The sequence below is a fragment of the Burkholderia sp. NLJ2 genome (assembly GCF_049487195.1).
Taxonomy (GTDB): Bacteria; Pseudomonadota; Gammaproteobacteria; order Burkholderiales; family Burkholderiaceae; genus Burkholderia; species Burkholderia pyrrocinia.
Window position 1 is genome coordinate 952,369 of record NZ_CP137810.1, and the last position, 14,067, is coordinate 966,435.

A 14,067-nucleotide genomic window follows, 5' to 3' on the forward strand; every position below is an offset into this window, starting at 1 on the left:
TGGTGCACCTAATTCGGGGCAGGTGACGAACCAGCATTGCCACCTCCCAGTGGGGAAGGCCATCGTTCGAAGCGATGCTCGGTGTTGGGCCGCATGCTGCAATTGCGATACGACATGGCGCGGCGTTGGGCATGCTCGCAAGGGCGGTTCCGTCGGTCTACTTCGCGACGTTGTCTCGGCTGATCAGGCAGGAGTTGTGCTCCCGCACAGTTCAATCAACCCTGACTCAAGCGCTGCCCGTGCGTAGTGGCGGTTGAGAAGCGCACGCCACGCGGCCGCACTTTGTCTTGGCCGCTCAGCGTCAACGTTTGTCGAGTCGGCAAATATTCCTCAGACTTTAGGTAGAATTGCGCCAGAGCGACCTTGCGTCGCCGCTGGCTGGCCGTCGTTGTGTCGTTTCTCTGACGGTAGTCGAACCTGAGAGAAGGACGACAAGAAATGGGGTTTAAACCACCCGCACCCGGGGATTTGAAAAGTCGCGACCTGTACGAGGCCGTCCATCGCGGCTTGTTGCAGCACGACCGGCTGTTGATGCTGGATACGCCGCTCGGCAAGAACGCGTTGACCCCGTTGCGGGCGCGCGGATCATCCGGGATTGGCGGTGATTATCATTGGACTGTAGATGTCGCGTCTCTGCGCGACGATACGGCGCTGCTGTCGCTGATGCATCAGCCAGTCACCCTGTGGATTCAACAGCGTACGGCTCCCTTTGCCGATTCGGTCTATCGACCCGTGCACGGTTTTGTGCATCAGGTCGGATATTTGGGCGGTGACGGTAGCGTATCAACGTACCAGCTCGAATTTTCCTCCGCCCTGATTTTCTTGAGCAAGACCCACAATGACGAGGGGTGGCTCGAAAAGGACGCGCGCGAAATCGTTTCCGACGTGTTCAATCGATATCCGCAACTCCAAGGGCGGTTCCGTTTCGATCTGTCGCGCGAACCTGCCGTGCGCTCATGGTGCCGTCAAAGCGAATCCGATCTTCATTTCGTGCACCGCCATCTTGAAGATGAAGGCTGGTACTTCTATTGGCTGCACGAGGCGACGAAAGAGGGGGAGCCGCCGAACACTACGCTCGTCATTCTCGACCGCGTATCGTCGCTGCCGGAAGCGAAACCGGCGGAATACTATCGCGGCAACACCGATCACGAAGCGGACGGGTTCACGCAATGGGCGATCAGGCAGACGATGCAGAGTCTGCGTTACATGTCGCGTGCGTTCGACTACAAGCGACCGACGTCCCATTTCCAGACGGACAGCGCGCTGCAATCTACGACCTACGCAACGGACGGCGGTCGGCAGTCGGATTCGCGCAGCATCCCTGTTGCACCGATGACGGTTTACCAGCCGACCGCGTACGGCTATCCCGATTCGGACAGCGGCGAGGCCCGCGCGCGTCGGCGTGTTGAGGGGTGGGATTCGCGGGCACGCAGATATTTCGGTGTTGGAGGTCTGCGATGGCTCGATGCCGGATTGAGGTTCACGCTGAACAACCATCCACGCCATCCCGACAGCGATCCGAAGAAGCGGGAATTTCTCGTCATCGAGGCGCGTTGGTATATCGAAAACAACGTGTCGATTGGTCAACAGGCGACGGAATATCCTCTCAGTCTGCGTGCGACGCTGGCCGAGCAACAGGCGATACACGGAGCGCGTTTCAAGACACCGGAACACCCGCAAGACGGGACAGCCGGATTTTTCGCCATCGAGGTTGAGGCACAAGAGGCGAGCGTCGAATATCGCAGTCCGCTCGCCCATCCTAAGCCGACCATGACCATCGAGCACGCGATCGTCGTGACGCAGCAAGGATCGGAAGCGTGGACGAACGAGCGGAACCAGGTACGCGTGCATTTCGCATGGGACCGCAAGAACCCGGATGGCACGTTTGCATCGTCGCCGCTGCTGTCGACCATGCAGGCCGATACGGGGAACGGCTACGGATCGGTACACGTGCCACGGGCCGGTGAATGGGTTTTAATTGCCTATTGGGCAAACGATTGCGACAAGCCGTTTATCTTGGGTCGCGTCAACGGCGGCACGACGCCTTCTCAATGGCATTCGAATGTCCTGCTGTCGGGTTTCCAGTCGCAGGGGTTCGGCGGTACCGGCGCGTTCAATTCGTTCGTCCATGATGACGCCACGAATCAAAGCGGTACGCGGCTCGTCAGCTACACCGGCAGCAGCTACGCATCGATCGCGCAGGGCTATTTGATTCAGCAGAGCGGAAACACACGCGGACGATATCTCGGCTCGGGATTGCTGTTGCACGCTGACCATTACGCGTCGGTGCGCGGCAGCCGGGGCGTCTCGATCAGTGCGCATCCCGTGTCGCGCGACAGTGATCAACTTGACGTTGACGAAGCGCGCGAGCAGCTTACGCGCTCAAAAGACCTGCTCGGCAGTATTTCGGATGCGAGTGAACAGCACCAGGCCGAGAGCCTGAAATCCGGCGTCGATGCGCTGGCGACGTTCACCGATGCGACGAAGCAATCCGCATCCGGCGAAGCGTCAGGAGGTCGTACAGCGGGCGGCGGCACGGGTAACGCGAACGCGTTCGCAGCACCGCTGTTGTTGCTCGGCAGTCCGGCCGGTATCGGCCTGTCCACACATCAGTCGCTCCATGCCAGTGCAGACCAACAGGCGAACTGGATTAGCGGACAGGACTCGTATCTCGCGGCGGGCGGATCGATGCACGCGGCGGCGATTGAACATCTAAGCCTGTTCGCTCGCAATCAGGGCATCAAAGCCGTTGCGGGTAAAGGCAAGGTCGAAATACAGGCACAGGACAGCGATCTGGAAATGATCGCGCAGCAACTTGTGAAACTGTTGTCGGTGGCCGGACGGATGGAAATCGCGGCCGATCAGGAGCTAGTCCTGTACTGCGGCGGTGCAACGATTCGCGTTAAGGGTGGCAACGTCTCGATACATGCCCCGGGCAACGTTGACTTCAAGGGCGCGTCGTTCAGCTTCGCAGGACCGGTCAGTGAGTCGTACGCAATGCCGCAGTTCAAGCCGTCGTATCAGGCGCAATACGTCCTGAAAAACGAGGCGGACGGCACGCCGATGATTCGACACGCCTACGAACTGAAGCTTCCATCAGGCCGGACAGTACTCGGCCACACGAACGATCTTGGCGAGACAGTGCCGGTCTTTACGCCGAATGCACAGAGTGTGAGCCTCAAGGCGTTCAAGCAGGAAAAGCAGGATGTCGAGCCGTGGAAGTATGCAGGCGGTGGGGAACCTGACATTTGGGCCGATTACCTGAAGGTTGACCCCGACGAGCGCACGTGAGCGCCGACGATACCAGGAGAACATAATGGGCGGATCACTTCAACCGGCGGGCGCGTGCGAGACGATCAAAGAGCGTGTACCTGAATACGCGCTTCTACCGCCAGACGCAAAGGGGTACTTGCGGGAGAAGGTTGAGAAGGCGCTAAAAACGGCGAAATACATTCCCGTGAAGTTGCGCGATGGGTCGATCGTTCACCGGTTGCTCATGCAGTCCGCGATGAGTGTGCCGATGATGATCGAGGAAGAGTTCAAGTGGAAGTGGCTATTCAAGTACAAGGCTGAAGTGAGCTTCGACATGATGCCGTTCTTCGCGACAGGCGGCGTTGCCGCTCCGATTCCCTTCTTGAGTAATGAAAAGCCCCACGGGACAGAGCGTCGTCGAAGCCGGAACCCGTTTCCGCCCGGAGCGAAGGTAGGTGCTCTTCGGCGACCCGACGTGATCATTGTGGAAAGTGAGGCGATTCTCTGGCCCGGGCGTGGAACGGTCGATCGCGAAGGCGGGCATCATGCCAACAATATGTTGCGATTGGTCGAAGTCAAATTCCCGGGTGACAATTGGGGGCCGGGGCAAGAGGAAGCTTACCGGGCGATTTCCGGCGACTTCAAAAACCGCATGACCGTTATTGATGTGACTGACTGCAATGGGGACTTGCAGAAAATCCCTAAGCCCGCGCCCATTCCTGCACCGAAAACCGAAGATGAGAAGGAGCGACAACGCGTACCCATTCGTAGCGTTCCCGCTGTTCCGCATCACGTCTGGTATGAGGACTGGTGGCAAAAGGCACATGAGTACGGCAAGGACATTGAGCAGGCTGTTGCCCCGGTTTGGGATGCCGTTCAACGTGGATATTCTTACGTGTCCGCTGAGACTAGTGCCTTCCTGCATCAGCATGCGGCGTGGATGTTTACCGCCGGTCAGTGGGTTGCCGACAAGGCGCATGGTGCTTGGGTTTGGGTGGATGAGAAAGGGCACGAGCTATTTCGCTATACGGCGGCGCAGTTGAAGGGCGGATGGGAAGCAATTGTGCAAATGACCGATATGACGTGGGATGTGCTCACGCATATCGATTGGGCGCAGGTCGGTGTGACGTTGCTGAAAGGGGCTGCGGTCGCAGTAGCCATTGTCGTCGGCGTCGCGATCGTCATCCTGCTGTTGCCTGAGTTGATTGCGATTTTCGCTGCTCTGTGTGCGATTATCGCAACTGGTGCAGAGGCCGCTGCTGCACTGGCTGCAACCCTTGGGGTAGTGCTTGGAGGTGGGAGTGCAGTCGCAGCGCTGTCCGCAAGCTGACTGAATTCATGTGCGACTGATCAATTAACGTTCCGGTTATGACTTTGAGCGATTCGAAACCTGTCTTGACACCGTTGCAGGCTCTTTCCCTCTATCAGGAAGATTTGAGCGTGCGCCTAGCCGACAACTCGATGGGTGTGTTGCCGGGTGTCATCGGTACGGTGTTCTTTGAGCGTGGCTCGCAACCTGAGGTACGGCAAGCGATCCTTGACTGCTTTGACCGCTTTGACGAAATGTTCGGCGAGCATCTGAAGGGGGGGAAGGATGCCGACCTTGGAAAATTCACGACGCGAAATGCAAAGGGTGTTGAGAAGATACGCCGTGCAATTTCCGATACACCGTCATATATGCAAGTCAGCGTGTTGCGTTCCAGTGCAACCGACCAAGACACAGCTGCGGAATACAATATCGGGGTGCTAACCGGGACGGCACTCCAAGAAGACTATGTTTCGCCCACCGGACGATTGAGAGTGCCTAAGGGACGGGAGACGGGTCTATCGCATTTGAAATTCAATGTGCCGATGAACTTGGTCACTACCGACGAAGGCGTCGCGAAGTACGAGGAATTTCTGCGTTATGCGTGTAACAAGCTCGTAGTGCGTGGAGGCTATGGCGGGCTTGCGCCTGTTCTTGCGTATAGCTACCACCGATATATGCCGCAAGAATGGGCACTTGCGGAACGTTTCAGCGGGTTAGACATTGACAGTACCGCGCACCTGCAGAAGCAAGAGTACGACCCGGTGTCCTACGAAGGTGAATCCAAGGACGATCTAACCGCCTCCTATGATCATCTGCATCCCGGCGCGAAAGTTGGTCGGTGGGGCTTCATCAAGGGTGTGAATTGGTACACGATCCTAGGTGAACTGTTCATCGAGCGTTTGGGGGGCGAGGCGGCGATTCGGGAAAAGCTTGATCGCCCCGACATTCATATCGAGCGCGCGAATGCATGCCTGATGGTTCGTGCTGGCGACTTCCCGCGCCTCGGCGCTCCTGAAGAGGGCTTGCCTGAGCCGTACGTGTTCGTGAACAGCGCCTTGCGTATGTTGCGCGATCCGAAGCCTGATGCGCTGCATACCTACATCCCCGATCTTCCGAGCGCAGATATGAGAAATGCGCGGAAGTGGGTAGCCCGTTTCGATTTGTCTGAGGCTCCGCCGATTCCTGAGCCGCCGACTATCGTCCCACTGCCAGTGAATCGCGAACCGGCCCGCCAAAGTGTGCGGGGCGGCAGTGCATGCCCGGAAGCGGGGTGGTGGCATACGCCAGCTAAGGCAGGAAGCCGTCGCTATTTCGAAGCAGGCGAAATCATGCCGGTGATCGAGGGCAGTTCTTGGGGTACGACGAACTGGCACTGGTCGCCAACTGAGAAGCAAGACGGATAAAACCGACCATGACGAGATTCCTGGTTCTCGACGGCGACCATACGACGGTTGCAGGAACGGTCCAAGCCAAGGCGACGCCGTTCGCACTCGACGGTAGGTACATCGCGCATGAGGATGACGATGTGTTTTGCCCGGTGTGCAAGACGATCGGCAAGATTCAATGTGTCGGCCCGCGAATTCCGATGACAGGGCCGGACGGTCGCCGCGTAGCGTTGAGTGACGATCTGTGCGTTTGCACGTGTCCGGTGCCGCCGTTACTCATCCCATCGCAGCACGTCATGTCAGTCGATGTGTGATGTTGATTGTGTTGATGGCGCATCGCATTATGATTGGAAAAATGGAGTCACATAGCGGCATAAGGTAATTCGGGATACCGCAATTAACTAAATTTGTGGGGTGTGGCGTGATTATCGAAACGATTGTCAATTCCCTGGGAACGGTTAGCACTGTCATCGCGATTGTCACTGGAGTTGGTGGCGTCATCATGCTATTCAAAAATTACCGCTCCGGAAGCCAGATTTTTTCTCAAGGACGCACGAAGCGATTATATGAAATAATGAAGATGAAGGATCAGGGTTGGCGTGTAATCTCATCTGGCGCGCTACAACTCGCAGTTAAAGAGGCGTATGGGATGCAATTGAGTGGGGATGAAATTAGATTTGTATTCGAGCGAGATAACGCGCTCACCTTATTTCGCTCGCTGGAATATGCTGGTAAATATGTGAAATTTTGCCCCGAAGAAGGAGGTTACAAGGATAATCGCTTTAAGTGGCTTAAGAGATTTACGGTGGGGCAAAATTTTTGGGCATTCCTATTTCTGTCTCTACTGATTTATTTTGTCACATTTCTCACGCTACCTGATTCGAGAGCAATCCATCCGGTTGCGGCTGTGACGCTCATGCTTCTCGGATCGGGTTCCACTTTTGTTCTGATGTTTCTGGCTAGAGGGGCGAAATCCGCAAGCGCCTTGATGAACGTCAATAAAAAATTTCCTCTGCCGAAATATGGGTATGGCTCGGAATCACGTTTGACCGAAAAGCGCAGCATCAAACTATCGAATCGCCCTCACAATGATGCTATGAGGCGGACGAAATCCTCTAACGGTGCAGCGATGCGACCTCGTAACCGAACCAATCACTCGACTCTGCGAAATGAATCTGAAGTGGTTTGATTGCACGCTGTCTGACATGCACGGCGTTACCGCTAAGGTAGGCTACAAGATTGTTCTAGCGCTTTCCTTGCAGGGGAGTTTCGGGGGCAGATAAATCAAGGCGGCGTCCAGCCCAAATATACGAGCAAATTGAAATCTGAGGATTTTTCGATGGGTTTGTTCTCGAAACTACGAGAAGCAGTGCTAGGTGGCTCAAAAAATCCATGGAGACTATCTCCATGCCCGAAGTCGCGTCAATGGAGAAACCGCGTAGTAGTGGGCAACGCATGGTGCGTAATGCCGTCGTGCGGGACGATTGGTCGACAGTAACGCAGCCCGACTTCTTTGGCCGGGCATATCAGTCTCCGAGCAAGCACTGGATTGTTGGCTGCAACGATTCCGATGGCGTTAGCAGGGGCGGATACCGGGAGAGCGGTTGACCTGAGTAACCGTGTTGAATGTCAAGCTGTGAGAGGTTGATTTTGAGCATTCAGGTGGTTACGGGCGATGGCATTTAGGTGCGTGATGAGCTTGCGCATGCAGGCAATCAAGGCCACTTTCTTGAGTTTGCCTGCGGCAACCAAACGTTCGTAGAAAGCGCGGACGGCCGGATTGAATCGAGTCGCGGTGAGCGTCGCCATGTACAGCGCACGTCGTACCTCAAAGCGCCCGCCGGCGATGCGTCTACGGCCTCTGATGGAACCAGAGTCCTTGGCATAAGGTGCCACGCCGACCAAGGCGCAGATTTGGCGCCGATTGAGATGACCCAGTTCAGGCAATTCCGCAATCAAGGTTGTCGCGGCGACACGGCCCACGCCCGCCACGTCCTGCAACAGCTTGGACATGACGGCGCGGTGCTGCTCGACGTGACTGAGCATCTTGGCGTCGACGTCGTTAAGCTGACACGCAATGGCTTCGAGCAATGCCTGAATGCTCGGGCGTGTGACCGGGCGAGCCAGGCGCAGGCGCTGCCGCTCGGAAAGTCGCATAGCCACAAGCTGGCGTCGTCGGGTGACCAGAGCCGCCAGATCCTGCTGCGCGGGATCGCTCAGCGGACGCACGAAGCGCTCGCAGTCAGGACGTTGGGCCAGTACGGCAGCGAATTCGGCTAGGGTGGCGGCATCAATGCGGTCGGTCTTGGCCAGGCGCTGCATCGCACGAGCGAAGTCACGAGCCATGCGCGGGTTGATCACCGCCACGCGCAGCCCGACTGCCTGCAGCGTGCACGCCAATGCCGCCTCATAGCCACCCGTGGCCTCCATCAGCACGAGTCCGGGTTGCAGCTTCGCCAGAGCGTCGGCCAGAACGACGTGCCCCTCGGTGTCGTTGCTGATATGCGTCAGTTCGGCTGGCAAGGTTGCCCCGAGACACGCCACATCGACATGGGTACTCGCCACATCGATGCCCACCATTACGGATGATCCAGACATGGTCTTCATATCCCTTTCTTGTGCATGCGAGCTGGTATCAAACCGCTCGACTAACCGTTCGGGCATCGGGAAGACCAGCACGGAGGACGTGCGCAATCGACTCAGGTACGAACTGGCAAGCAGACTCGCCGACTCTAGACGATTCCAGGCTACACGGCCCGGTCCGGTCACCTTAGCGGTAACCAGACTGTACCGCGCTGATCTGGTTTAAACATACAAGACGGATCGTGTAGCCAAACGGCAAGTGGGTTCTCTTATCCTAGAGGCGAGGAGAGCTCGACGAAAAAGCAAGTCGTCGTGCTGATGGCGTTCACGCCCGACACGCGCGTCGCGCTCGTGATCGGGCCGGTATGGATCGTGCTGGTCGGCATCGCGTATGCGCTGTTCTACGCGAACCGACCGGCGGCATCGGTACCGACGAAGTCGTAAGCGGTAAGGGCAGGGCTGCGCGATCGTTGATCGCGATCATGCGGGCGCGGGCCGGACGACCTATGCTGAACCCATTGCTAGTCCGCGCTTCGCGTGGCTACCCGCCGATGCCTGCGACCGCGGCGGCTGTCCGGCCGCCGCGCGTCGCCGCGAAGCTCCCGTCGTCGTTCCGCGGCGACGCGCACGCACGGAGACCTTCGCCATGCAGCCTGTCCAGTCCATCCCGCCGCTCGCCCGGATCGTGCTGGCCGTCGATCCGACGCCCGAATCGCTGTCCGCCGCGCGCTACGCGCGCACGCTGCTGCGTGCCGGCATGCGGTTGCGCATCGTCTGCGCAATCGACAACCCGCGCCTCGTCCTGCCCGACATCCCGCGTATCGACGCGCTGCTGACTTCCGCACGCGAGGACATGATGCGCGAAGCGCAAGCCACCAATGCGCGGATCGCCGCGCTGTTCGACGACAGCGGCATCGAGATCGAGCAGGTCGTCGTCGATACGTCGGTCACGGGCGGCACGGTCGCCGATGCGCTGGTAAACGACACATTGGCGTGGCGCGCGGACGTGCTCGTGGTCGGCGCGAATCCGCATCACGGGCTGCTGCGGCTCGTGGAAGGCGCGATCTCGGACACGCTGACGACGCGCGCGAGGTGCGCGCTGCTGATCGTGCCGGTCGGCTATGCGCGCCCGTCGGACGGCACGCTGCAACGTCTGATGTTCGCGGTCGACGGCAGCGAGCCGTCGCTGAACGCGGTGCGCGTCGGCCTCGGCTTCGCGGCGCCGACGACGTTGCTGTATGCCGCATACGTGATCGATCGCGCGGTTCGTCTGACCGATATCGTGCCGGTGCGCGCGCTGGAGGACGCGTACCGCGCGGAGGGCGAGGATGCACTTGCTAAGATCGGCCCGCTGTTCCAGGCGACCGGCAACCCGACCAAGCGCGGTGTCGTCGAAACGCGCCCGACCAGCGACGACGTGGCGCATGCACTGATGCGCGACGCCGTGCACTGGCGTGCGGAACTGCTGGTGGTCGGCACGCATGGCCGGCGCGGCATTGCTGCGTGGTTGATCGGCAGCGTCGCGCGCCGCGTTGCGCACCTCGCGCAAGTGCCCGTTTTGCTCGTGCGTGGCGCGGAGTGAATGGCGCGGTGTCGCGCACGAAGCGGGCTTGGGTTGATCTGCGTCAAAAACGTCGTGCACATCGCATGAGAATTTCATGGAACGTCTGCCTGCACGGCCGCTCTGTCGTGCAAATGCAATGACAGTCGCGCATGAACGCGGCATCGATCGACGGCGCGTTGGTCGCCGCCCCATCTTTTCAGGAGCCGCGCCACGCCTCGCATGGCGCGTCATCCGCCGGGAACTCTCTGGCACGAGGGTAGGCAGCCGACGGCTGCCTTGGAGGACGGGCGGGGTGCAGTCACCCCGTCCGCTTTCCGCGTTGCTGGCCCCGTCGGATTTCTTTTCCCCGCAGGAATCGTCGTGAATGCTGCCGTGTGGAGCGGCGCGTGATGGCCGTCATGGCGCGGGACGGCGCGCGTTCGCGCCAATGCGGATCGGTGATGGTCGCGGCATGCGCGGCGTCGCAATACACGCGCGGCCACTGCACGCCCTGCAGACGCTTCTGTCACACGCAGCCATGGCACGGCCCGTACCGTGCCGGCTGCGCGCGCGCTCAGAAGGTGCGAAGAATCGACCGCAGGTCGTGCCGGCGGCCGGCGCCACGGCGTACACGTGGACGTTGACGCACGACATGCATCGGTCCGCGCGCGACGGACGTGCGACTGCGCTGCCGGTTCGCATGCGGCCAGCCGGGGCGCGCCTTGCGGCGTGGCTCGGAAACGGCGGGAGCGTCGGGGGTGGCCCGCGCGCAGAGGGCTGCGGCGAACCGTTGCAGCGCGAGTACCGACCCCGCGACGCTCTGGTATTTTTCGCGGCCGATCTGCCCGTCGAGCGTGACGAGCAGCCCGGCTTCGCGTGCGAGCGCGAGCAAGGTGTCGAGGTCGTCTGACGGACGATTGCCGGCCGACACGGCCTGGGCGGGCAGGGCACGCGTGTTGCCCGACGCGCGCCGCTGGCCGTCCCGGCCCGGGAAGTTGCTATGTTTCATGGTTGGTCTCCTGCGCCGGACCCCGCATGCCGGCTTGACGGCCGGCTGGGCGATGACCCGGTATGAACGCTTCGTCCATGCAATCAGTATCGGGTGGCGAACACGTGCTGCCAAGCAGCGTGCGCTGAAGTCGCTGTCAGGCATTGCGCGCACGTATCGGAATCCGCTGACACGCGCGGCGGCCGATCGGCGGGTGCGGTGGTATCGGCGGTGATCCGGCGCGTTGGTTCCGACGAATGGACAGGGTGCGTCGGACGTCGCTTGACGCATGATTTCGGCCGGTCTAAGTTGCCCACTGCATCGGCGTCGCGCGGCGTTCCACCGTCCGCTCGTCTGCCGGTGCCGCGCGCCGGGGTGGCGTGGCAGGGCTTCCAGTCTCGTTCGCGGGCAGTTTGCGCCGCGAACCAAGCGCGGCCGGTCCGGAGGCGGATCGGCACAGCGGCACGCAACGTGCCGTTGATCGCGCGCAAATATGCTCCGGCGCATCGTACGTCGCGCAGCCGTCCAGTCTTTAAGCTTCCAGTACCGTCATCTTTTCGACCCTCGACTGTCAGGAGTTCGTCGATGTCCAAGGACAATTTGCTCGATTCACTCAAGGAAGCCGCCGAACAGCGTGCGATCGGCGCGGATCAGTTGCGCGCGATGCTCGACGACGAAGTGCGCGCGCTGTCGTCCGGCGCGCGCGTGCACGACTACATCCACGTGTTCGCGATCCGGCACCTGCGCGAACGGATGCGCCAGCAGGACGATCTCGACAGCGACACGCGGGCCGATACGCCGGCCGCGGCATCCGATCCGCGCCCGAGCCATCGTCTATGACGGGCGTTCGCCGCGGCTGACGCTGCGGGCGTTACCCGACGCGTCGCCGGGCCGCGGCCAAATCCCGCTCGACCTTCACGCGGGCGGCCGATGGCGAGCCGGCCAACCCGAAACGCCCGCTGATCTCCGCGCGCGAGGTCGTCGGCATTGTCGCCTCGCCCGACAACCCGCGCACGGGTGGCCGGGCGGGCGCGGCAGTCCTGACAATCCGCTGACATCCGGCGGCGCCTTCCGCCTTACATTTCACTGAATTGTCACAACGGCCTCAAGTAAGCCGCGCGATTGCCGTTTACCCGGTGAATTCGTCCATCGGGCGTTCGCGCTCCCTTACCGAGTCGTTGCCATGCTCTCGTCCATCCGCGCCCGCATCCTAGCCGCGTGCGTCGCCATTGTCGTATTCGCGCTCGTCGCCACCACGCTGATCAACTACGTCATCGCACGCTCGTACAACGACGACGCGATCGACCGCAACCTGACCTCCGTCGCGAGCGGCCATGTGGTCGGGATCGCCGACTGGGTCGCCACCCGGAGCCGGATGATCGCGTCGCTGCAGGATGCCGCGCTGGCGCCCGATCCGCTGCCGGTGTTCAAGCAGATGGCCACGGCCGGCGGTTTCACGAACGTCTACGCGGGCTACGCCGACAAGGCGTTCCGCTTCTCCGACCCGACCGGCATCCCGCCCGACTACGATCCGACCGGCCGCCCGTGGTACAAGCAGGCCGCGCAGGCCGGCAAGCCGGTCGTCACGCCGCCTTACGTCGATGCCGGCACCGGCAACCTGGTGGTCACGTTCGCGGTGCCGATCCTGCGCGACGGCGCGCTGAAGGGCGTCGTCGCCGCGGACGTCGCGATGGACAGCGTGATCGCGAACGTGAAGTCGATCCGCCCGACGCCCGCGAGCTTCGGGATGTTGATCGACAGCAGCGGCCACGTCGTCGCGCACCCGGACCCGAAGCTCACGCTGAAGCCGGTCGCCGACGTGTCGCCCGAACTCGGCGCGATGAGCGTCGCGTCGGTCGCGGCCGCGACCGCGCCCGTCGAGGTCAGCGTGGGCGGCGACGCGAAGCTGGTGCGCGCGCGGCCCGTGCCGGGCACCGACTGGTACGCGCTGGTGCTGCTCGACAAGACCGAGGCGACGGCCGGGATGCGCTCGCTGCTGACCGCGTCGCTGATCACGCTGGTCGTGATCGTCGGCGTCGCATCGCTGATCATCGGCGCGATCACCGCGACCGCGTTCCGCCGCCTGTCGCAGGTGCGCCAGGCAATGGCCGCGATCGGCTCGGGCGCGGGCGACCTGACGCAGCGCCTGCCGGCCGACGGCCGCGACGAAGTCGCCGACATCGCGCGCTCGTTCAACAGCTTCGTGGACAAGCTGAACGACGTGATGCGCCAGATCCGCGACGCGAGCGAATCGGTGCGCACGGCCGCGAACGAAATCGCGGCGGGCAACCAGGACCTGTCGTCGCGCACCGAATCGGCGGCGGCGAGCCTCGAGGAAACGGCTGCATCGATGGAAGAAATCACGGCCACCGTCGGCCAGTCGGCGGCGGCCGCCGGCCAGGCCGACGAGCGCGCGGCGGCCGCGTCGCGGATCGCATCGCACGGCGGCGTGGTCGTGTCGGACGTCGTCGCGACGATGGGGAAGATCGAGGAAGCGTCGGGCCGGATCGGCGACATCATCGGCGTGATCGACGGAATCGCGTTCCAGACCAACATCCTCGCGTTGAACGCGGCCGTCGAAGCGGCGCGTGCGGGCGAGCAGGGCCGCGGTTTCGCGGTCGTCGCGCAGGAAGTGCGCAGCCTCGCGCAACGCAGCGCGCAGGCCGCGCGCGAAGTGAAGGTGCTGGTCGAATCGACGGTCGCGAGCGTGTCGGCCGGATCCGGCCAGGTGCGCCAGGCCGGCGACACGATGCGCGAGATCGTGTCCAACGTGTCGAACGTGACGACGATCATTTCCGAGATCACGCACGCGGCGAACGAGCAGACGCGCGGCATCCAGGAAGTGAATCGCGCGGTCACGCAGCTCGATGAAATGGTGCAGCAGAACGCGGCGCTCGTCGAACAGTCGACGGCCGCCGCAACCGCGCTGCAGTCGCAGGCGAACGCGCTGGCGACCACGGTCGGGCGGTTCAAGGTCGCGTGATGTGGCACGCCGGATGCGCGGCCG

The 14,067-nt window shown here is 61.5% G+C and carries 11 protein-coding genes; 9 read left to right on the top strand and 2 right to left on the bottom strand.

What is annotated here, in order from left to right:
• Window positions 1–438 precede the first annotated feature (438 nt).
• From R9B84_RS26635 to R9B84_RS26655, 5 genes are all read left to right on the top strand, one after another.
• Entirely contained in the window at window positions 439–3,291 is a 2,853-nt protein-coding gene (locus R9B84_RS26635; protein WP_423762992.1) for a type VI secretion system Vgr family protein, read from the top strand.
• A gap of 25 nt (window positions 3,292–3,316) precedes the next feature.
• The gene (locus tag R9B84_RS26640; RefSeq protein WP_423762993.1) at window positions 3,317–4,582 is read left to right on the top strand and encodes a VRR-NUC domain-containing protein; all 1,266 of its coding nucleotides are present in this window, start codon (window positions 3,317–3,319) and stop codon (window positions 4,580–4,582) included.
• Window positions 4,583–4,620: 38 nt separating this feature from the next.
• Window positions 4,621–5,964: a type VI immunity family protein gene (locus R9B84_RS26645; protein WP_423762994.1), complete on the top strand. Its 1,344-nt coding sequence runs from the start codon at window positions 4,621–4,623 to the stop codon at window positions 5,962–5,964.
• Between the two features lie 8 nt (window positions 5,965–5,972).
• Window positions 5,973–6,260 carry a PAAR domain-containing protein gene (locus tag R9B84_RS26650; protein WP_423762995.1) on the top strand — a complete coding sequence of 96 codons (288 nt, stop codon included), beginning with the start codon at window positions 5,973–5,975 and terminating at the stop codon, window positions 6,258–6,260.
• A 107-nt stretch (window positions 6,261–6,367) separates the two neighbouring features.
• Window positions 6,368–7,135: a hypothetical protein gene (locus R9B84_RS26655; RefSeq protein WP_423762996.1), complete on the top strand. Its 768-nt coding sequence runs from the start codon at window positions 6,368–6,370 to the stop codon at window positions 7,133–7,135.
• 440 nt (window positions 7,136–7,575) lie between these two features.
• Here R9B84_RS26655 and R9B84_RS26660 read toward each other — a convergent pair whose 3' ends face one another.
• Window positions 7,576–8,526, bottom strand: a complete 951-nt coding sequence (locus tag R9B84_RS26660; RefSeq protein WP_423761012.1) for an IS110 family transposase — start codon at window positions 8,524–8,526, stop codon at window positions 7,576–7,578.
• Window positions 8,527–8,841: 315 nt separating this feature from the next.
• Between R9B84_RS26660 and R9B84_RS26665 the strand changes: the two genes are divergently transcribed.
• Window positions 8,842–8,973 (top strand): hypothetical protein, encoded by a 132-nt coding sequence (locus R9B84_RS26665; RefSeq protein WP_423762997.1) that lies wholly within the window; start codon window positions 8,842–8,844, stop codon window positions 8,971–8,973.
• A gap of 202 nt (window positions 8,974–9,175) precedes the next feature.
• A complete protein-coding gene (locus R9B84_RS26670) occupies window positions 9,176–10,111 on the top strand; it encodes a universal stress protein (protein WP_423762998.1) in 936 nt (311 codons plus the stop codon).
• Window positions 10,112–10,646: 535 nt separating this feature from the next.
• On the opposite strand, the gene R9B84_RS26675 is transcribed toward R9B84_RS26670, so the two are convergent.
• A complete protein-coding gene (locus tag R9B84_RS26675) occupies window positions 10,647–11,081 on the bottom strand; it encodes a hypothetical protein (protein WP_423762999.1) in 435 nt (144 codons plus the stop codon).
• Between the two features lie 564 nt (window positions 11,082–11,645).
• Between R9B84_RS26675 and R9B84_RS26680 the strand changes: the two genes are divergently transcribed.
• Together R9B84_RS26680 and R9B84_RS26685 are read left to right on the top strand one after the other, a co-directional pair.
• A complete protein-coding gene (locus R9B84_RS26680; RefSeq protein WP_423763000.1) occupies window positions 11,646–11,900 on the top strand; it encodes a DUF3562 domain-containing protein in 255 nt (84 codons plus the stop codon).
• Window positions 11,901–12,243: 343 nt separating this feature from the next.
• Complete coding sequence (locus tag R9B84_RS26685; protein ID WP_423763001.1) at window positions 12,244–14,043, top strand: methyl-accepting chemotaxis protein; 1,800 nt, start codon at window positions 12,244–12,246, stop codon at window positions 14,041–14,043.
• Window positions 14,044–14,067 lie beyond the last annotated feature (24 nt).

What these genes read in the sequence shown, in the direction of transcription:
- R9B84_RS26635 (WP_423762992.1), top strand. Translation starts at nt 439, where the DNA reads ATGGGGTTTAAACCACCCGCACCCGGGGATTTGAAAAGTCGCGACCTG.
- R9B84_RS26640 (WP_423762993.1), top strand. Translation starts at nt 3,317, where the DNA reads ATGGGCGGATCACTTCAACCGGCGGGCGCGTGCGAGACGATCAAAGAG.
- R9B84_RS26645 (WP_423762994.1), top strand. Translation starts at nt 4,621, where the DNA reads ATGACTTTGAGCGATTCGAAACCTGTCTTGACACCGTTGCAGGCTCTT.
- R9B84_RS26650 (WP_423762995.1), top strand. Translation starts at nt 5,973, where the DNA reads ATGACGAGATTCCTGGTTCTCGACGGCGACCATACGACGGTTGCAGGA.
- R9B84_RS26660 (WP_423761012.1), bottom strand. Translation starts at nt 8,526, where the DNA reads ATGGTGGGCATCGATGTGGCGAGTACCCATGTCGATGTGGCGTGTCTC.
- R9B84_RS26670 (WP_423762998.1), top strand. Translation starts at nt 9,176, where the DNA reads ATGCAGCCTGTCCAGTCCATCCCGCCGCTCGCCCGGATCGTGCTGGCC.
- R9B84_RS26675 (WP_423762999.1), bottom strand. Translation starts at nt 11,081, where the DNA reads ATGAAACATAGCAACTTCCCGGGCCGGGACGGCCAGCGGCGCGCGTCG.
- R9B84_RS26680 (WP_423763000.1), top strand. Translation starts at nt 11,646, where the DNA reads ATGTCCAAGGACAATTTGCTCGATTCACTCAAGGAAGCCGCCGAACAG.
- R9B84_RS26685 (WP_423763001.1), top strand. Translation starts at nt 12,244, where the DNA reads ATGCTCTCGTCCATCCGCGCCCGCATCCTAGCCGCGTGCGTCGCCATT.